This window comes from Marinifilum sp. D737 (assembly GCF_026672275.1).
Classification (GTDB): domain Bacteria; phylum Bacteroidota; class Bacteroidia; order Bacteroidales; family Marinifilaceae; genus Marinifilum.
Window position 1 is genome coordinate 1 of sequence record NZ_JANQCD010000021.1, and the last position, 19047, is coordinate 19047.

A 19047-nucleotide genomic window follows, 5' to 3' on the forward strand; every position below is an offset into this window, starting at 1 on the left:
TCTTGAATGTAATCTTACAAAAAAACATTCTTGTCATTCCATCTTTCAGTCTTTCGAAGCTTCGATTACACAAGAGGATTACGACAAGGCCCTTGTTTTTGATATGAATAAATAGCTGATTATTATGAGGCTGTTTTCTATATTGAAAAGCTCGAAAACAGGCTCTTCATTAATATTTTCATCTTTATTTTACCAGCATAAAAACCACTTCGGACTTAATTGCTGATGGCAATTCTATTTTTCGAAGCTCCAAACTTCTCATCCAGCCAGCAATTTCCTTTTCTTTCAAGCTGTAAAGTACTTCGCGAAATTCATCAATCTGATCGTCGTTGTAATCATTCTCTTCGAAGTTTTTGTATGCATCCAATTCCTCATCTTCATAATAAATGATTTCCTCGGACATTTTATTCAGAATGTCGGTTTCGCAAATTTCATGCGCACCACAACACTCTTCCATTGGCTCCGCCACGGGCTCTTCTTCAACCTCCCCTTTACGCGCTCTTAGCTTTTGTCCAATCCAGGTAGAAAGGAAAGCAATTGCGGCAATCACTACAAGCGATATCAATAAAACTTCCATGAGTGCAAAACTAAAAATTAAGATCTATTAAATCAAAATATCTAGATATACTTTTTAACACAAGCTATGTCATTCTCTTCGTTTCATAGAACAAAACCATGAATCACAAGATTATATCAGGTGATTCATGGTTTATATTTTTGAGAAGTTTACAGTCTATTTCTTTCCTGTTGCCTTTTCGTATTGCTTTTTGAAAAGATTTCTTTGATTGGTCATAAACTCAAGTTCTTCTTCCAATCTCTTTTTCTCTTTTCTAAGCCAACCTAACTTGCCATCTTTATCTTTAATCTGCTTCATCAAAGCTGAAATTTCATTCTCTTTACGAGCTACAGCTTCATTTGATTTTTTCTTTTCTGTCTCAAGCTTCTTTTTATCCCATTCTGCCTCAACTCCTGCAGCTTTTAAATCTTGTGCCAATTTGGTTGAGTCTGATTTTAAAGTTTGAATTTGTTTCTTCAAGTCAGATATTGCACCTTCGTTATTGCTATTCTGATTAATCAGATCATTATATTTACCAAGCGTTTCTTGCAAACGGGTTTTTAAGGCTGTGGTATCTGATGCGAGTCCCATCAACTCGGTACTCAACTCATCAATTTCGGTATTCTTTTTGGCATTGCTTTCAGCCATACTGTTTTTCATCTCGTTATACTCTGCCAAAGTCTTGTCTAACTTTGAGTTTAACTGAGTGATTTGCTTTTTCTTTTTTGAGTTCTCCTTATCTAAGGCAGTTACTTTTGCATCGCTTCTTCGCTTTGCATATTCTAGTTCTTCGTATTTTTTCTTTGAAACAACACATGATGTTAGCATTAAGGATGCCAAAGACAGAACAAGCAATTTAATTTTCATCTGTAATAATTTTAGTTTTTAGGTCAGATGGAACTCTCGATGAATTTTAGTCACACTTTTGAATGGTTTAGTATGCTAAAATTCATGTTCGTTTCAAAGGACTTATATTTTAATTTCGTAGTTGATTATCTATATCTATAACTGAAATACAAGCGAAGATATTTTTTATTCAACAAAAAATAAATATTTCTGACTAAAATTAACATTTTTTAAATGGATTCTCGTCAGAATCGCTTTTCTTGCTCTTATATTAACATATCTTTGTATATCATGATTGCCAAATGCAAATTGGCAAAGAATTTGAACAACAGAAAAGAAACAATCCTACATATCATGCAAAAATTTAGATTATTGCTTGTAATGCTATGTGCATTCTCACTTACAGTTTTTTCGCAGGAAAACGAAAATAAAGAAGACAATTCAGATATCATCAGAATTGTTGGTAAACTAAGCAACAAACAAAATAACGAACCAATACCATTTGCCAATGTTGGTGTTATTGGATCGTATATTGGTGCTGCTTCGAATTTAGACGGTATTTTTGAATTTAAAATCCCCGGGAAATATAGCGAAAGAATGATTCAGGCTTCGGCTGTTGGTTTTTCAACTTTTACAGCAAAGGTTTCTGATTGCACTCAGGTAGATACTCTTGAGATTGTACTGACACCCAAAAACTACAACATTGGCGAAGTGGAAGTGATGGCTGAATCGCTAGTTTTACAGAAAAGAATTAAAACTGCACTTGAAAGAATTCCTGAAAACTACCTTCAAACTCCTTTCAACTACGATGTTTACTATCGATCGGAAAAGTTTGAGAACGAAAAATTGAACCGACTTCGTGAAGCTGCTGTTAGAATTTATGACGACAAAGGATATCAGCGCGCAGATGCATACCAGGTTTTCAAAGAACGTGGTTACAAATTCCTGCAGGTGCGCAAAAACTTCGAACCAGCTTCTTTGGCCGATGGATCAACCTTTTTAGATGAGCTACTTGAAATGGATATTGTAAGAAGTCGTGGTAATGTTTTAAATGGAAATCACATCAGCTTCTACGATTTAAAATTGGATCAGATTACTGAATATGAGAATGATTCAATTTGGGTAATTAGCTATAAAAGCAAACGTCCGATGCTAAGTAATACAGGCGATTATTATGCAAAAAGTTACTCAGGCAAATTGTACATTAAAACCAAAGATTACGCTGTAATTAAAAATGAAACTCATGTTGTTGCTACCAATTACTCGCCTCAAGGGAGAAGTTTTTATGTGAATGAGAACAGACAAAAATGGCAAGCTCTAAAAATTGAGTATGACTTTAGTGTGACATACAAGCAACACTCTGGCAGATACTACCTAAGCTATGTGAATTACAAGCGCCACCATGAATTGAAAGAAAAAGAAACTGGCATTCCAAAATCACTTGATATCAATACGGAAATGCTGATTACAAAGATTAACACCGAAAATCCTGAGATCATTGAAAAAAGAGCATACTACGAAAATATGCCTTTTGACAAAAAGTTCTGGGACTCCTATAATATTATTTTCGATGGAGAATAATGATTTAAATTGATAAAAATACAAAACGCACAGGCAAATTGCTTTGTGCGTTTTTTTTATCGATTGACCAGAGTTCAATTACATCCTCACAATGGCATAAACCATCTGATCCATAAATTGTCCATTTTTATAAATTGCTGATTTTTGGATTGATTCCAATTGAAAACCTGCCTTTTCCAGAACTATCGTCGAGGCTTTATTCCCAGAAAATACATATGCATACAATCGAACAATTGGAAAGTTTTGAAATGCCAATTCAACCATCTCTTTCACCACATTAGTCATTATCCCCCTATTCCAAAACTCCTCACCCAACCAATAACCCAATTCGGCTGATTTTCGATAAACATCCTTTTGTCTTTCTACCCCAATTGCACCAATTACTTCCTCGTTAATAGTTATTGCCAGGTTATAAGAATCAATGGTTCTGTTCGCAAAACGCACCCAATTAAGGGCATCCGAATAAGTATATGGTTTTGGGAAGCTATCCTTTAAAAACTTAGCTATAGCGTCATTATCAGCATATTTCACCAAACTATCTTCGTCACCTTTTTGCCATTTTCTTAGTACCACATTTTGCACTTCTACTTTAACTGATTTCATAACGCGTGTATTTAAAATTGAGCCTCGATCGATTACTTATACCAATTATACCATCAAATGAGCTTTATAAAGCTAATCTTTTCTTCTGTAACTGTACTAAAAATACAACGTAACTCTGCTATGTTTTAATTTTTTAGATTTCGCTACAAAAGAAAATCTAAAAATTTCTAATTGGCTAATTTGATACAACAATTGGTATTACAAACAAGTTCTTGAAAATATCGCTTCGACGCAATTTTCAGACACAAAAAAACCGCCTTAAAACTAAGACGGTTGGCAAATTATTTAGAACTAAAAATTACTCTTCAGTATTTTCCACTTCTTCCTCTTTGTCAAGATCTTCAAGAAGATTGTTCTCTTGTAGCAAATTATACCACTGAAATATTTTCTTCATATCCGATACATACACTCTATCTTCGTCGTAGTTAGGCAATACTTCACCCATGTATCCTTTTAATTCATTTCCTGAAGCTTTATGGCTAATTGCCTTTCCTCCGTTTTCTTTCTCTTTAATGTTTTTGAAAACGTCAGCCAATGGCACATCTCCTTCATCTGTAAAAATTGCGATATCTTCCAATGCACTAATTTTTGAAGTTGCATAAGCTGGCATGCGTTTTTTATCAACCAACGATTCTACAATCAAAGCATTTTTTGCATTCGATACCATTTTAAAAAGACCCGAATGTCCTGATATAGCTAATATTCCTTTCAACATATTTTCAAATTTTAATTTTGGAAGCACAAATTTATAATTCCATAGTATTATACAAAACTATTTGGCAAAAAATAGTTTAAAAGCTTTTGTTTTATGCAAAGCCTCGCTCTTTCTTAATCTTCTCAAAAGCTTCGTTTACTTTCTGAAACTTCTCTTTTGCAGCCTCTTGAACATCTTCTCCAAGATAACTTACCTTATCGGGATGATATTTTACAGCCATTTTTTTGTAGGCTTTTTTCACATCTTCATCAGTTGCATCTTTTGTTAATCCAAGAATTTTATAACTCGAGTCAGTATCCTGCACAAACATGGACTTGATAGAGGAATAATCATTTCCTTGAATTCCCAAATAATATGATATCTTATCGATAATTGCCTGCTCTGAACTTGAAATTGATCCATCGGCCTGAGCTATTCCAAACAAGAAGTGCATCAACTGCAATCTCGAAGAATAATCAAGGTTAGCCTGAACCTGTCTGCAAACTTCTTCAACAGGAATGTTTTGCTTTAAAATATCTTTGAGCATTCCAACAGCTTCAGTAGCACGCGCGGCCCCGAAACTTTTCACCAAATTGGCCTTTACGTAATCCAGTTCCGAACGAAGCACCTTACCATCAGCTTTCATTACTGCGGCAACAAGAACCAGTAAACTCATAACGAAATCTCCCTGGCGAGTTTGGCCTGCTACCTTCCCTCCTTCTATTTCAATTGTATCAAAAGCAGAACCAACAAGATATCCCAAAATACCTCCAATTGGTCCAAGAAAAGCCCAACCTAAGCCTCCTGCTATCCATTTTCCATATTTACCCATATGTGGCAATCAATTTTTAATGTATTATTATTATCTGGCCGAAAAAACCCGAAAGCATTAAAGATAGTATAATTAAGGTTTTTTCTCAGATTTATCGCAAAACCTTAACAAAGTTTAACACCCAATAGTTCCTTATGAATTTCCATGATTTGAGGCAGAATTAGATCAGAATTGTTATAAATCACGAAATCTGATTTTTCAATTTTCAAGCTTTCGGCAAGTTGATTCTTCATACGTTTCTTAACTGCATACGCATCAACTCCATCACGGTCCATCACACGCTTAACTCTAAGCTCTTCACTTGCTGTAACACAAATAATCTTATCAAAATTCTTATACAAACCTGTATCGAATAATATTGCAGATTCCTGTATTACATATGGCGAGTGCTGTTTCTCGCTCCAGCATTCAAAATCATTTCTAACAACAGGGTGAACAATGGAGTTTATATCCTGTAAAGCCTTAGGATTGTTAAAAATAATATCAGAAAGGTATTTTCTATTAAGAGTTTTATTCTCAGCATACACATCAAGGCCAAATCTATCCGTTAAGCTGGTTCTGATTTCATCACTTTCTATCATTAAGCGTTTTGCTTCCTTATCGGAAACATACACTGGAATTCCCAATAATTTAAACACTTCGGCAACAATAGATTTTCCTGTACCAATTCCTCCTGTTAAACCTATTTTCAGCATGATAAATTGTTATTGAACCGACTTACGTTTCTCAATTAGGAAAGTAACGGTTTGAGGATAAAAACGAACATTTGAAACAAAATCAGGACTTCGCTTCAACTCAACCTTTAATTTGTTTCCATCGCCTTGAGCAGCTTCTAAATAATCTACTCTTACATCGAAATGACCTTCTGTAATATTTTCATATTTACTCATTCCTACGAAATAGGAAAGCTTTACATCTCCTGGAAATAAACGCAGTAGAACCGAATCAGGCAGGTTATCAACCTTTATCGAAACATTTTTATTTGCCTCGGTAAATCGCTCAACTGGAATGTTAACGGTTAGCTTTTTAGGTGAGAAGCTAAGACCTTCAATTTTCTCAAAATCAACTTCCTTCTCTGTGCTTTTTTTTAAACCGGATAACTCCAATAATTCTGTTTTTGCCATATGTACAGAATCAAGCAATGATTTAGGTCCTTTTACCAAAACACTGTCTAATTCAGGAAGAATGGATCCTCCCTTCATAAACTGCTGCTCATAATTCAATTTCAAATCCAATACCACTGGCACCTTCTTCTCCAAAATAGGCGAAAACTGAAAACGAATGGTATCCGGACTAATGGCTTCCAAACGAATGCCACCCGACAATTCTTTCTCAATCCTCTCTTTAATGTTTGAGGTTAGTAAATTGTAATTATTAAGTGAACTACCAGTAATTCTATTATTGGTATACTTATTAACATCAAATGGATTTGATAAAAAAGCTGTACTCAATTTGTAACGAAGCAACTCGAAACCATAAGCTTTTACACGTAAGTTTAATTTCTTGGGAAGATCATTGGTAAGCACCTTATCTTCCGGAAAGTTCATGTAATATACAGGGTAATTGATACTCGTTGTATATTCTTTACTCAGTGCATTCAAAAACCAAAAAATTGTTGATAAACCAACAAAGAATAAATAAACCAATAGTTTTTTATTCGATGTTATTTTTTCTTTGTTAAAATATCCTTTTAGTTTCTGAAGATCGAGATTATTCAAGGTACACAGTATTTAGAAAAGCTGTGCCTTGGTAGGCACAGCCTGATAAATTATTTTTGAGCAACGTCACTCATGTCTTTTACAACCGCAGCTTTATCAATTTTCAAACGGTTTTGTCCTTCTACTTCCATAATAATTGCACGCTCCTGGATTTCCAGTACTTTTCCGTAAATACCACCAGTTGTTACAACTTTATCACCTTTCTTCAATTCATCACGGAATTTTCTTAATTCCTTCTGCTTTTTCATCTGAGGACGAATCATGAAGAAATAGAATACTACGACAATTAAAATTAAAGGAATAAAAGAAGTTAAACCTCCCTGACCTTCTGCAGGCTGAGTCATCAATAAGATGTTTAGCATATTCATTTCAATCCAAATTTAATGGTCTTTCGACCGATTTATTATAAAATTACAAATCATTTAATTACTATTCCACACTAGCTGTAATAATCAGCTTTTTCTTTTTCTGCAAAGTATTACTAAAAATGGTAATTACTTTGTATTGCTTACCATGTCGCCCTTTGGAATTAAACTCAATGGTAATTTTCGATTCTTCTCCCACCTTAATGGGCTTCTTGGTCCATTTAAAGTTTGCACAACCACAATCACTTTCTACACTTTTAATAATTAGGTTGCCTCCGCCGACATTTTTAAAGTAGAAATCACAAACTCCAATTTCTCCTTCCGAAATCTTTCCAAATTTATGTATTTCTTTACTAAACTCAAACTTAGGATACTTGCCTGATTTCACTGATTCTAATCGATCAACACCAACTGTCTTATTTTCTTTAGATGCATTTCCCGTGCAGCCTAATATCAACAAAAACATCAACAGTTGAGCCAAAATCACCCACTTTTTATATCTAAATTTTAATGTGCTCATACTTTAATTTTCGGATTTCGAAAGTACAAAAATTTCAATGAATCCATTCACATCAGTTCATATAAAACAAAAATGCGCATAATCCATTGATTAGCGCATTTTAATTATCTGTTAAAAGTTAGGACTATACTTCTCCTACAAGTCCTCTACCTACTTTCTTAACTTTTCCATTTTCTTTTAACTCTTTAACTAACTTATCAAGTATACCATTAATAAAGTTGCTTGAGTTTGAAGTACTATAAAATTTTGCAATTTCAAGATACTCATTAAAGCTTACCTTTACGGGAACATTCGGAAATTCCTTCAATTCGGTAAGAGCTAATTCCATTATAAGAATATCCATAAAAGCAATTCGCTCCAAATCCCAGTTCTTGGTATTTTTCTGAATCATCTCAACGTGCTCGGTATGATTCACAACAGCTTTTCGGAACAATGTTTTCACATAATCTTCATCTTCATCATCCTTAAACAAAGACATAATGGAAGTATGCTGATCATCATTCTCGTTAAATCCTTTAATGGTTTTAATCACCATGCTAATGATAAACTCAATTTCATCATTCCAATAAATACTTTTTTCTTCCATTAAAGAATAAAAGTCTTCATCTGCTGCAACTAAAGTCAAGAAGAATTTCTCTACAAACTTTTTATCATCTTGATAAGAATTCTTCTCAGCATTCATATAATTAATATACAAATCTGATTTCACCAACTTATCAAATAACATTCGAATGTAATCTTCCTGATCCATCCAATTAATCGTATTCGATTCAGCATAGCTATTCAACTGAATATTTTCTGCCAATTGCCTAATTACTTTATTGTCTATGAATCTGGTGTTAGGATTAAGATCCTCTTGGGTAGGGATAATCTTAGCTTTCGCAGTTTCAATCTTTTTTTCTGAAACAAAAGCTAGCTCTACAATCAGCAGAAGCAAATAATGGTACAAATCGTAAGCTTTTCCAATGCTGAAAAACAATTCTTTTTCAGCTTTTGCAATTGTGCGATCCTGGTTTTTATAGTACGCATACAGCAATTGCAATACTTTCACTCGAAGTAATCTTCTACTAATCATATCCTTAAAGAACTTTTACAAAATTGTTATTGTGGCTGCAAAATTAGACTTTTTTTATAACTCAACAAGTATTTTTAAAAAAAACACTAAAAAGAATTAAAGATCAGACTACCCTACACTTTACATATAACAAAATCCTGTAAGTCAATCAAAGCCAATTGAAAAGGTTTGCATACTGAATTTAAATTACTTTTTTACGATAATAAATTACTAACACATAGCAATTAGTACGTAGATTTTTTTATTTTTGAAGACAATAAACAGAATAAATTAAAATTTATTTGAAATGGAAGGTTACGACAATAAAGATGGGTATAGAAAAAAGAATCGCGATGAAATTTTTTCGAATGCGGTTAGGGCTGGAAAAAGGACATACTTCTTTGATGTAAAAGCAACAAGGAAAGACGACTATTATCTTACGATTACAGAAAGTAAAAAGCGCTACGACAAGGAAGGAAACTATACCTTCGAGAAACACAAAGTATTTTTATACAAAGAAGATTTTGACAAATTTTCCGAAGGCTTATTGGAAGCTTTGGATTTTATCAGATCATCGAATAAGGAAACCAATGAAGTAGAAGAACTGTTCGTAACCGAAGAACAAAATACAAACTCAGAACTAATTGAAGGATTAGAAGCGGAGGCCTATTCAAACGTTGAATTTGAAGATTTATCGGAATAAATATCATTTTATAAAACTTAAAGCTGCTTTTAACGAGCAGCTTTTTTTGTTTCTTGCACACTAGTATCAAAAAATAACGCAAAACTGTTACATTTGCATTGGGCATATTTTTATTAAGTCCAAATATATCGCCAAACACTTTTAAAAGAGTAAGCAAAAATCCCTATTAATAGGGATTGTAATTATTGAATTTTTCCTATACGTTTGACCAACTTTAGGAAGAACAGTGATGCTCAGTGTAAAAACACCATCACCTAATGAATGCTAAATTACCTGAAGAATCAGGCAACAATACACAACAAGGAAATTTAAAAACGAATGAAGCTATCTGAGTTAACAGATAATCAAGAAGGAATAATTACCAAAGTTTTAGGACATGGTGCATTTCGAAAGAGAATTACCGAAATGGGCTTTGTTAAGGGGAAAAAAGTTACTGTTATCAAAAATGCTCCTTTAAAAGATCCTGTAGAGTATGAAATTATGGGGTATGAAGTTTCTTTGCGAAGAAGCGAAGCTGCACTAATAGAAGTAATCACCCAAACAGAAGCGAATCGCATTAAATTATCCGATTTTGAAGGAACCATTAGTGATGAAATCCTGAAAACTTCAGCAAAGGAAAAAGGAAAAAAAATAAATGTAGCTCTTGTTGGAAACCCTAACGCCGGAAAAACAACATTATTCAACTATGCATCTGGTTCTAAAGAGCACGTAGGAAACTATAGTGGTGTCACCGTTGACTCCAAACAAGCTCAAGTAAAGCAAAATGGATATCAGTTTGATGTAACAGATCTACCAGGAACTTATTCTCTAACTGCTTACACTCCTGAAGAATTATTCGTTAGAAAGTACATCATGAATGAAAGTCCTGATGTTGTTATCAACGTTGTGGATGCTTCAAACTTAGAGAGAAATCTTTACCTGACAACTCAACTTATCGACATGGATATTAAGGTGATATTAGCTTTAAACATGTATGATGAACTGGAAAAAAAAGGGGCAACTTTCAACTATAAAGAACTTTCAAAAATGTTGGGAATTCCTATTGTTCCAACTGTTAGCTCAAAAGGTAAAGGTGTAAAAGAATTATTCGACAAGGCGATTGAAGTTTATGAGGACAAAGATCCAATCGTTCGACACATTCATATCAATTACGGTAAAATTGTAGAAAGTGCAATTTCCAAAATACAAAGCGTAATCAAGAAAGATCGAAAACTATCATCTAGCATGTCGCCCAGATATCTATCGATAAAGCTTTTGGAAGATGATGAGAGTGCTCGTCATATTATTCACGAAAGCGATCTTCATTTTGAGATAAAATCGGTAGCAAAAGAACAAATTGCAAAGATTGAAAAAGAGTTTAGTGAAGTCTGCGAAACGGTTATAACAGATGCCAAATATGGTTTTATCGATGGTGCTTTAAAAGAAACCTACAAGGAAAGTCCTATTAAGAGAAGGAGAAATACCACATTGATTGACACATTTATCACTCATAAATTATTTGGTTTTCCAATCTTCTTAAGCTTTATGTTTTTAACATTCTATGCTACATTCAATTTGGGAGAATACCCAATGAGTTGGATAGAAATTGGCGTAGAGGGTTTAAGCAATCTAATTGATAATTTAATGGCAGAAGGTCCATTAAAAGATCTACTTATTGATGGAATTATTGGAGGTGTTGGTGGAGTAATTGTATTTCTCCCTAACATTCTTATCCTATTCTTCTTTATTTCATTTATGGAGGATACGGGTTATATGGCACGTGCTGCTTTCATCATGGATAAATTGATGCACAAAATAGGCCTACATGGAAAGTCATTTATTCCTTTGGTTATGGGATTTGGATGTAATGTACCTGCAATGATGGCTACCAGAACACTGGAAAACAGAAGCGACAGGATACTTACCATGATGATTATTCCATTCATGTCGTGTAGTGCTCGACTGCCTGTGTACATTCTAATCATTGGAACTTTTTTCCCTGACAACGCCAGTGTAATGCTTTTTGGCATATACATGCTTGGCATTGTATTAGCAGTTTTGTTTGCCAAGATTTTTAAAGCCAGCTTTTTTAAATCAAAAGATGCGCCATTTGTAATGGAATTGCCTCCATATCGAATACCAACTCTAAAAGCAACCACAAGGCACATGTGGAGCAAAGGAGTACAGTATTTAAAGAAAATGGGTGGTGTTATTTTGGTTGCCTCTGTAATAATATGGGCTTTGGGGTATTTCCCATTAGACGTAGATTACTCTAAGGATTATAATAGCTTAATAGCACAAAACGAAGCCAGCACTAAAGAAAAACTAATAAATGCAAATGAAGCTGATAAAGGTTTAATTCAAGAACAAAGCGATGCTGAAATAGCTATTCTACGCAATGATATGCTTGAAGAAAAGCAGGAAAATTCATACATCGGCAGAATTGGACATTTTGTTGCTCCTGCAATGCACCCTTTGGGTTTCGACTGGAAAATGTCGGTAAGTATGCTTACAGGTATTGCAGCAAAAGAAGTAGTTGTTAGCACAATGGGTGTCTTATATCAGGAAGGAGAAGGTAGCGATGAATCGAGCGAAAGCTTGAGAAGCAAATTAAGAGAACAGGAATTCACAGGGAGTCACAGAACAGGTGAAAAGGTATTTAGCGCCTTAACTGCCTTATCATTCTTGATTTTTACTTTGATTTATTTTCCTTGTGTAGCTGTAGTTGCAGCATTAGTTAAAGAAGCAAATTGGAAGTGGGCTGCATTTGTTGTATTTTATACAACCGGACTTGCATGGCTGGTTTCATTCATTGTATACCAGGTAGGAAACTTAATAATTTAAATCATGAGCATACAACTTGCACTTACATACCTAATTATCATTTATGCAGTTGGATATACATTCTACCACCTGTTTAAATTGATAAAAAATCAAAAAGAATCTGCTTGTGGTGGCGGATGCAGTGGATGTGATTTTAAGAATGAACTTAAAAGCAAGGGGATTCATACAATTTCAATTGACAAGAACAATAAATTTACATATCTTAAAAACTAACTAACTCTCAAGCTTCTGTATGCAAGCATTTTAAGATGTACAATACAATCATAACTACAACAAAAAAAAAGGGATAACAATTGTTATCCCTTTTCATTTATCTTATGCCTTAAGCTTAATTATGCTCCTAAAGTAGCAACCATTACAGCTTTAATAGTATGAAGACGGTTTTCAGCTTCATCAAATACGATAGATGCCGGAGATTCGAATACTTCTTCAGTTACTTCGATTCCATCTAAACCAAACTTCTGGAAAACTTCTTCACCCACCTTAGTTTCTCTGTTGTGATAAGCAGGAAGGCAGTGCATAAATTTACACTTATCGTTACCTGTCATAGCCATAGTCTCTTTGTTCACCTGGAAAGGTTTCAACATATCGATTCTTTCTTTCCATACCTCATCTGGCTCACCCATTGATACCCAAACATCAGTATAAAGGAAATCACAACCTTTAACACCTTCTTCAGTGTTATCAGTAACAGTTACCTTAGCACCTGTTTCTTTAGCAATTTCAAGACACTGAGCTACCAATTCTTCTTCTGGTTGAAGATTCTTAGGACCAACGATTCTTACATCCATACCCATTTTAGCAGCACCTACCATTAATGAGTTAGCCATGTTGTTTCTAGCATCACCTAAGTAAGCAAAAGAAACTTGGTGTAATGGCTTATCGCAGTGCTCCATCATAGTAAGGAAGTCAGCCAAAATTTGAGTTGGGTGGAATTCGTCAGTTAAACCATTCCATACTGGTACACCAGCGTGCTTAGCCAACTCTTCAACCACAGTCTGACCAAAACCACGGTACTCAATACCATCATACATACGACCTAGTACGCGTGCAGTATCAGCCATAGATTCCTTAACACCAATCTGAGATCCTGAAGGTCCCAAATAAGTTACGTGAGCTCCCTGATCGTAAGCAGCTGTTTCAAAAGCACAACGCGTACGAGTAGAAGACTTCTCGAAAATTAAAGCGATGTTCTTACCCTTAAGAGTTTGAACTTCGTTACCAGCATATTTAGCTCTTTTTAAATCTCTTGCAAGATCTAACATGTACTGAATTTCTTTTGGAGAAAAATCCAAAAGCTTCAAAAAACTTCTGTTTCTAAGATTGAAAGCCATTGTTATAATTTTAATAGGATAAACAAATATTTGTCAAAAATAGAGTCTTGTGCCAACATAACAAAACGAAGACACAAGATTCTTATTTAATTTTAGTTTTCGTATTCCATAGTAATTTTACTACCATACTTTCTGTCCTCAAGTTTAGTAGCTTCGGTAATTACCGATTTCTTACCACCATTCTGAACAAACTCCAGACATGCTCTAATTTTTGGAGCCATACTACCCTCAGCAAATTGACCATCTTTCATCAATTCCATAGTATCTTTATAGTCCAGGAATTCCAAAATCTCTTCGTTTGGCTGCTTAAAGTTCTTGTAAATGTATGGCACATCAGTTAAGATATAGAATTCATCAGCTTTAATTCTTGCACCAATTAAGGCAGAAGCTAAATCTTTGTCGATAACACCTTCCACTGGACAAATCTGACCTTCAGCATCCTCGTATACAGGAACACCACCACCACCAACAGTGATAACAATATTTCCTTCACGAGCCAATTTTGAAACGATTTCTTCGTTCATTACTCGCATTGGTCTTGGCGAAGGAACTACTCTTCTCCAACCACCATCTGCTTTTACCTCTTCTTTAAAAATCCATCCTTTATCAGCAGCCAATGCATCAGCTTCTTCTTTAGTATAAATTTTACCTACACGTTTTGTTGGATTTTCAAATGCAGGATCATCCTTATCTACTACCACTTGAGTAACTAAAGTAATAACATCTTTTTTGATGCCATGTTTCTTTAGAATATTTCTCAAGTTACGTTCAATCATGTAACCAATACCACCCTGAGAATCGGCAACATCAATATCCAATGGCATTTGAGGAATATTATACATTTGCTCACCTGCATCATTTCTCATCAAAATGTTTCCAACCTGTGGACCATTACCATGAGCTAATACAATATCATATCCTTCCTTAATAAGGAAAATCAAATTTTCAAGAGTGTCTGTTGTATTTGCATTTTGCTCTTCAACAGTACCTTTCTGGTTGCCTCGAAGCAACGCATTACCTCCTAAGGCTACAACTGCTAATTTATTCATTACTTTTCGCTTTATGTTTTTCTTGTTAGTTTTGCAAAACTAAAAAAATAAATTACAAAACAAGAAATTTTGCATTTTTTTGAAAACTTTTTCACACACTGTTTTTCAACACATTACAGAGTTTTATTTTTTACTGTTCAGTAGTTATTCTTGTAAAATAATGAAATTCAAAGCAAACTGAAAACTTCATATCACTCGTTTGCACAGACTAAATTAAACAATGCTGTTATGTTTATATTTTTTAATTTTGTATTCAAATCAATTATATTCATATTATCAGCATATTTAAAAACCAAAAACCAAATTAATCGTAGAAACTTTAGATTCTTTGAGAAAGAAGATTAGTTTTAACATTTATTCTAGTATGTTTTTATACATTTAAGGAGTATTTTAAAAGATAATATACCTAACTAATTTACCAACTAACTCGAAATTTATGAGGCTACCCATTTTCCTTTTTTTAATTGCAGTCATCTTAAGTTCTTGCAAGAATAAATCAGAAAATAAGATCAATGCCGACGAAGGACTTATTGTTTACGATGTTAGTTATTACGCCTCAGAGAAAGAAAATCCTATTGTAGCACTTCTGCCAAACAAAGTGGAATTAAGGTTCAAACAAAATAACATCAGTTTAACTTCTGAAGGATACCTTGGTTTTTTCAGTACAAAGTTTATTTCGAATTTCGATTGTGATAAAAGCCATATTCTCCTAAAAGTACTAAACAACAAGTTCAACTATGAATTTCCGAAAGGTGAGATTGCTTTTATCTACAACCAACTATCTCCCAGAAAAATAAAATACTTAGATGAAAGTAAAATAATAGCGGGGTACAAATGTAAAGTTGCCCAGCTTTTTTTTGAAGATGAGACAATAAATTTTATTAAGGTTGCGTATACAGAAGAAATTGGTCTTGCAAATCCAAACAGAAACACACCATTAAATGAAATTGAAGGAGTTCTTATGGAGTTTGAAACTACAATGAATAAAATAAGAACAAAATTTACTGCAAAAAGTGTAAGCTTAGAAAAAATAGCTCCAGATGAATTTACAGTTCCTGCAGACTATGTTCTTTCTGATAAGGCAACTTTGAAGAAATATATTTTAGGTTTCAACTAGTTAAAGATTTTAGGCAAAAATTAATCTTCTGTACACTGGTAAAACTGTGGATTTCCAAGCCATTTTTATTACTTTTACATAAATTTCGCAACAGCGTGACATCAGCAACACACTGAAAAATAATCGAATGGCTACAAAAAAGAAATCAAAACCTAAATCCAGAAGAAAGATATTCACAAAACCCAATTTTTTAAATGACGAAAGAGCTCGTTTTATTTTGGGAGTTACTCTTTCGCTTTTTACCATATACACATGTCTGGCATTTGTATCTTTCTTTTTTACAGGAGGTGCAGATCAAAGCAAACTGGATATTAAATGGCTCGAATTAATTACAGATTCGGAAATAAGAGTAGAAAACTGGACGGGTAAAACCGGGGCTTATCTTTCAAATTTATTCATCAACAAAGGTTTTGGAATTGCATCATTTTCTTTTCTGTATGTAATGGTGGTGCTATCTTTACGTTCTTGGGGATTAAAGATTCAATCCATCAAAAGAAGTATTCTTTACACTTTACTGTTTAGCATTTGGTTTTCAATAGGAATGGCTTTTGTTTTTGTGGATTCAACCAGCGACTCGTTTCTATTTTTGGGTGGTATTCATGGATTCTTTATTAGCGAATGGCTAATTTCCATTATTGGTAACGTAGGAACTTTATTCCTACTAATATTAAGTCTTCTTTGCCTTTTAACATTCGGTTTTCAAAACACTGTAGGATTCTTTAAAGGCTTGGTAAAGAAAAAAGAAAAAGCCGTAGATGCTACTTTAGAAGATGATATTTTTGAAGAAGAACTTGATGAAGACGTTACAGAACAATCAGAAGCCATTGAAAAAATAGAACAAGAAACTCCAAGCTTCGAATCTGAAATTCTATTAACAGAAGAGTCGGAAAATCCTATCTCCGCAGCAGAAGAACCTATAGCAAAGCAAGCTGAAAGTGAAGATGGCGTAGAGTTGAAAATTGAAACTGTAAGAGAACAGGAAGAGACGGTTCCGATTAATCAAGAGCCTTTAGAAGACTTTGATCCAACCTTGGATTTATCAAGATATAAATTCCCTACCATCGACTTGTTGGAAGATCACCAAATCAACAATTCGGTGGTGAGCAAGGAAGAGCTGGAAAGTAATAAGAATAAGATTGTTGAAACTCTTCGACATTATAAAATTGAAATTGTACAAATTAAAGCAACCATAGGACCTACGGTTACTCTTTACGAAATTGTTCCCGCACCAGGTGTTCGAATTTCCAAGATTAAAAACCTTGAAGATGACATTGCACTAAGTTTGTCAGCATTAGGAATTCGTATTATTGCTCCTATTCCAGGAAAAGGTACAATTGGGATTGAAGTTCCGAACCGTACTCCTGAAATTGTTTCGATGAAAAACATTATCGCATCCAAGAAGTTTCAGGAATCAAAATTTGCATTACCTGTTGCATTGGGTAGAACCATTTCCAATGAAACATACACACTTGACTTAACCAAAATGCCTCACCTTTTGGTGGCTGGAGCTACTGGTCAAGGTAAATCGGTTGGCTTGAACGCCATTATTACATCTCTTTTGTATAAAAAGCATCCATCGCAACTAAAGTTCGTTTTGATTGACCCTAAAAAGGTAGAGTTAAGTATTTATTCTACCATCGAAAAACACTTTCTAGCAAAACTTCCCGACGAAGAAGAGCCTATTATTACCGATATCCATAAGGTAATTGCTACGTTGAATTCCTTGTGTATCGAAATGGATTCTCGTTACGATTTGTTAAAAAAAGCGCATGCAAGAAATATAAAAGAATACAATACCAAGTTTGTAAAACGTAAATTAAATCCGGAAAATGGACACAGATATTTGCCATACATTGTGGTAATAATTGATGAGTTTGCCGATTTGATTATGACTGCAGGTAAGGAGGTTGAAGCTCCAATTGCCAGAATTGCCCAACTGGCTCGTGCAATTGGGATTCACATGATTATTGCAACACAACGACCTTCAACAAATATCATTACCGGTGTAATTAAGGCAAACTTCCCTGCCCGAATTGCATTTAAAGTAGCATCTATGATTGACTCGAGAACCATTTTGGACAGCCCTGGAGCCAATCAGTTAATTGGACGAGGTGATATGCTGATATCAACCAGTAGCGATTTGGTTCGTGTACAATGTGCATTTGTTGATACCCCAGAGGTTGAGGCAATTACAGATTATATTATGGAGCAACAATCCTACCCTTCTGCACTGATGTTACCTGAATATGTTGGAGAATCATCGGAAAGTGGTGCTGGAGAAATTGATTTGCAAAAACGTGATGCTTTATTCGAAGAAGCTGCTCGCCTGGTAGTTACTTCTCAACAAGGATCAACATCGGGAATTCAACGCCGTTTTTCTATTGGTTATAACCGTGCTGGTAGAATTGTAGATCAGTTGGAAGCTGCGGGAATTGTAGGACCTTTTGAAGGAAGTAAGGCCCGTCAGGTACTTATTCAAGACGAATATTCGCTGGAACAACTATTAAACAACATTGCGAATTAGGTCTGGCACAATAATTGAACTAAAAATCGAACAAATTATAAAATCATAACAAATGAAAAACTTTTTTTGTTTCCTTTTACTTGGACTTATTAGTCTAAATGTATCGGCACAAGATGCTAAAGCAAAAGCTATTCTAGATAAAGTATCAGAAATTAACAAACAATACAAGAGCATTAAAGCTGAATTTACCTTTTCTATGGACAACGCGGAAGAGGACATTCACGAAATATCTGATGGAAGTATTCTTTTAAAAGAAAACAAATACAAACTAAAGTTAATGGGTGTTGATACCTATTTTGATGGTACAACTCAATATTCTCACATTATTGATGCCGAAGAAGTAAGCATTAAAGAACCAGATGAAGACGAAGATGAAGCATTAAACCCTGCTAAAATATTTTCGATTTACGAAAATGGTTTTACTTATAAGTATGTAAACGAAGTAAGTGAAAACGGGAAAAAGCTTCATGTAATTGATTTATTTCCAACTGATGAAGAACGTGGTTTCACTCACATACGACTAAAAATCGATCAGGCTACAAACCAAATCAGTGCTCTTAAATCAGTTGGTAAAGATGGAAACGATGTTAGCATTGTTCTTAAAAAGTTAACGCCTAATGTTAGCTTAACCGATAAGGATTTTGTATTTGATACTGCTGCCAATCCCGATGTGGATGTTAACGATATGAGATAAGATAGTTCTAAAATCTATATTACAATCCTCTGTT

19 protein-coding genes are annotated in these 19047 nt (G+C 34.3%); 7 read left to right on the forward strand and 12 right to left on the reverse strand.

Annotated elements, in window-relative coordinates; all coding sequences use genetic code 11:
• Positions 1-184: 184 nt before the first annotated feature.
• Both NQ163_RS12970 and NQ163_RS12975 read right to left on the reverse strand, forming a co-directional pair.
• Complete coding sequence (locus NQ163_RS12970; RefSeq protein ID WP_110360645.1) at positions 185-577, reverse strand: phospholipase; 393 nt, start codon at positions 575-577, stop codon at positions 185-187.
• Positions 578-733: 156 nt separating this feature from the next.
• A complete protein-coding gene (locus tag NQ163_RS12975; RefSeq protein ID WP_268190738.1) occupies positions 734-1423 on the reverse strand; it encodes a hypothetical protein in 690 nt (229 codons plus the stop codon).
• 333 nt (positions 1424-1756) lie between these two features.
• Here NQ163_RS12975 and NQ163_RS12980 point away from each other — a divergent pair, with 333 nt between their 5' ends.
• Positions 1757-2983, forward strand: coding sequence for a carboxypeptidase-like regulatory domain-containing protein (locus NQ163_RS12980; RefSeq protein WP_268190739.1), 1227 nt, complete (start codon positions 1757-1759; stop codon positions 2981-2983).
• A gap of 78 nt (positions 2984-3061) precedes the next feature.
• Here the strand turns inward: NQ163_RS12980 and NQ163_RS12985 are convergent, their stop codons facing one another.
• From NQ163_RS12985 to NQ163_RS13020, 8 genes are all read right to left on the reverse strand, one after another.
• Positions 3062-3586 carry a GNAT family N-acetyltransferase gene (locus NQ163_RS12985; RefSeq protein ID WP_268190740.1) on the reverse strand — a complete coding sequence of 175 codons (525 nt, stop codon included), beginning with the start codon at positions 3584-3586 and terminating at the stop codon, positions 3062-3064.
• 298 nt (positions 3587-3884) lie between these two features.
• Positions 3885-4301, reverse strand: a complete 417-nt coding sequence (locus NQ163_RS12990; RefSeq protein WP_110360946.1) for a DUF5606 family protein — start codon at positions 4299-4301, stop codon at positions 3885-3887.
• Between the two features lie 91 nt (positions 4302-4392).
• On the reverse strand, positions 4393-5112 hold the full coding sequence (locus NQ163_RS12995; RefSeq protein WP_268190741.1) for a TerB family tellurite resistance protein: 720 nt from the start codon (positions 5110-5112) through the stop codon (positions 4393-4395).
• A 104-nt stretch (positions 5113-5216) separates the two neighbouring features.
• Positions 5217-5807 (reverse strand): dephospho-CoA kinase, encoded by a 591-nt coding sequence (gene coaE, locus NQ163_RS13000; protein ID WP_268190742.1) that lies wholly within the window; start codon positions 5805-5807, stop codon positions 5217-5219.
• Positions 5808-5816: 9 nt separating this feature from the next.
• Positions 5817-6830, reverse strand: coding sequence for a YbbR-like domain-containing protein (locus NQ163_RS13005; RefSeq protein WP_268190743.1), 1014 nt, complete (start codon positions 6828-6830; stop codon positions 5817-5819).
• A gap of 50 nt (positions 6831-6880) precedes the next feature.
• Positions 6881-7198, reverse strand: coding sequence for a preprotein translocase subunit YajC (gene yajC, locus NQ163_RS13010; RefSeq protein ID WP_120240167.1), 318 nt, complete (start codon positions 7196-7198; stop codon positions 6881-6883).
• A gap of 61 nt (positions 7199-7259) precedes the next feature.
• Positions 7260-7715, reverse strand: coding sequence for a DUF1573 domain-containing protein (locus tag NQ163_RS13015; protein WP_268190744.1), 456 nt, complete (start codon positions 7713-7715; stop codon positions 7260-7262).
• Between the two features lie 124 nt (positions 7716-7839).
• A complete protein-coding gene (locus NQ163_RS13020; RefSeq protein WP_268190745.1) occupies positions 7840-8790 on the reverse strand; it encodes a transcription antitermination protein NusB in 951 nt (316 codons plus the stop codon).
• A 286-nt stretch (positions 8791-9076) separates the two neighbouring features.
• On the opposite strand from NQ163_RS13020, the gene NQ163_RS13025 reads away from it, so the two are divergent.
• The 3 genes from NQ163_RS13025 (at position 9077) to NQ163_RS13035 (ending at position 12508) form a co-directional block, all read left to right on the forward strand.
• On the forward strand, positions 9077-9472 hold the full coding sequence (locus tag NQ163_RS13025; RefSeq protein ID WP_268190746.1) for a DUF3276 family protein: 396 nt from the start codon (positions 9077-9079) through the stop codon (positions 9470-9472).
• A 318-nt stretch (positions 9473-9790) separates the two neighbouring features.
• Positions 9791-12295, forward strand: a complete 2505-nt coding sequence (feoB, locus tag NQ163_RS13030) for a ferrous iron transport protein B (RefSeq protein ID WP_268190747.1) — start codon at positions 9791-9793, stop codon at positions 12293-12295.
• Positions 12296-12298: 3 nt separating this feature from the next.
• Positions 12299-12508 (forward strand): FeoB-associated Cys-rich membrane protein, encoded by a 210-nt coding sequence (locus NQ163_RS13035; protein WP_268190748.1) that lies wholly within the window; start codon positions 12299-12301, stop codon positions 12506-12508.
• Between the two features lie 119 nt (positions 12509-12627).
• On the opposite strand, the gene NQ163_RS13040 is transcribed toward NQ163_RS13035, so the two are convergent.
• Together NQ163_RS13040 and arcC are read right to left on the reverse strand one after the other, a co-directional pair.
• Positions 12628-13629, reverse strand: a complete 1002-nt coding sequence (locus NQ163_RS13040) for an ornithine carbamoyltransferase (RefSeq protein WP_268190749.1) — start codon at positions 13627-13629, stop codon at positions 12628-12630.
• Between the two features lie 92 nt (positions 13630-13721).
• Entirely contained in the window at positions 13722-14678 is a 957-nt protein-coding gene (gene arcC / locus NQ163_RS13045; RefSeq protein ID WP_268190751.1) for a carbamate kinase, read from the reverse strand.
• A gap of 598 nt (positions 14679-15276) precedes the next feature.
• On the opposite strand from arcC, the gene NQ163_RS13050 reads away from it, so the two are divergent.
• The 3 genes from NQ163_RS13050 to NQ163_RS13060 all read left to right on the forward strand — a co-directional run bounded on the left by NQ163_RS13050 (position 15277) and on the right by NQ163_RS13060 (position 19013).
• On the forward strand, positions 15277-15795 hold the full coding sequence (locus NQ163_RS13050) for a hypothetical protein (RefSeq protein WP_268190752.1): 519 nt from the start codon (positions 15277-15279) through the stop codon (positions 15793-15795).
• Between the two features lie 127 nt (positions 15796-15922).
• A complete protein-coding gene (locus tag NQ163_RS13055; protein ID WP_268190753.1) occupies positions 15923-18319 on the forward strand; it encodes an FtsK/SpoIIIE family DNA translocase in 2397 nt (798 codons plus the stop codon).
• Positions 18320-18371: 52 nt separating this feature from the next.
• Positions 18372-19013 (forward strand): LolA family protein, encoded by a 642-nt coding sequence (locus NQ163_RS13060; RefSeq protein ID WP_268190754.1) that lies wholly within the window; start codon positions 18372-18374, stop codon positions 19011-19013.
• Positions 19014-19047 lie beyond the last annotated feature (34 nt).

What these genes read in the sequence shown, in the direction of transcription:
- NQ163_RS13055 (WP_268190753.1), top strand. Translation starts at nt 15,923, where the DNA reads ATGGCTACAAAAAAGAAATCAAAACCTAAATCCAGAAGAAAGATATTC.
- NQ163_RS13020 (WP_268190745.1), bottom strand. Translation starts at nt 8,790, where the DNA reads ATGATTAGTAGAAGATTACTTCGAGTGAAAGTATTGCAATTGCTGTAT.
- NQ163_RS12975 (WP_268190738.1), bottom strand. Translation starts at nt 1,423, where the DNA reads ATGAAAATTAAATTGCTTGTTCTGTCTTTGGCATCCTTAATGCTAACA.
- NQ163_RS13035 (WP_268190748.1), top strand. Translation starts at nt 12,299, where the DNA reads ATGAGCATACAACTTGCACTTACATACCTAATTATCATTTATGCAGTT.
- arcC (WP_268190751.1), bottom strand. Translation starts at nt 14,678, where the DNA reads ATGAATAAATTAGCAGTTGTAGCCTTAGGAGGTAATGCGTTGCTTCGA.
- NQ163_RS12995 (WP_268190741.1), bottom strand. Translation starts at nt 5,112, where the DNA reads ATGGGTAAATATGGAAAATGGATAGCAGGAGGCTTAGGTTGGGCTTTT.
- NQ163_RS12970 (WP_110360645.1), bottom strand. Translation starts at nt 577, where the DNA reads ATGGAAGTTTTATTGATATCGCTTGTAGTGATTGCCGCAATTGCTTTC.
- NQ163_RS13040 (WP_268190749.1), bottom strand. Translation starts at nt 13,629, where the DNA reads ATGGCTTTCAATCTTAGAAACAGAAGTTTTTTGAAGCTTTTGGATTTT.
- NQ163_RS13025 (WP_268190746.1), top strand. Translation starts at nt 9,077, where the DNA reads ATGGAAGGTTACGACAATAAAGATGGGTATAGAAAAAAGAATCGCGAT.
- NQ163_RS12980 (WP_268190739.1), top strand. Translation starts at nt 1,757, where the DNA reads ATGCAAAAATTTAGATTATTGCTTGTAATGCTATGTGCATTCTCACTT.
- feoB (WP_268190747.1), top strand. Translation starts at nt 9,791, where the DNA reads ATGAAGCTATCTGAGTTAACAGATAATCAAGAAGGAATAATTACCAAA.
- coaE (WP_268190742.1), bottom strand. Translation starts at nt 5,807, where the DNA reads ATGCTGAAAATAGGTTTAACAGGAGGAATTGGTACAGGAAAATCTATT.
- NQ163_RS13015 (WP_268190744.1), bottom strand. Translation starts at nt 7,715, where the DNA reads ATGAGCACATTAAAATTTAGATATAAAAAGTGGGTGATTTTGGCTCAA.
- yajC (WP_120240167.1), bottom strand. Translation starts at nt 7,198, where the DNA reads ATGAATATGCTAAACATCTTATTGATGACTCAGCCTGCAGAAGGTCAG.
- NQ163_RS13060 (WP_268190754.1), top strand. Translation starts at nt 18,372, where the DNA reads ATGAAAAACTTTTTTTGTTTCCTTTTACTTGGACTTATTAGTCTAAAT.
- NQ163_RS12990 (WP_110360946.1), bottom strand. Translation starts at nt 4,301, where the DNA reads ATGTTGAAAGGAATATTAGCTATATCAGGACATTCGGGTCTTTTTAAA.
- NQ163_RS12985 (WP_268190740.1), bottom strand. Translation starts at nt 3,586, where the DNA reads ATGAAATCAGTTAAAGTAGAAGTGCAAAATGTGGTACTAAGAAAATGG.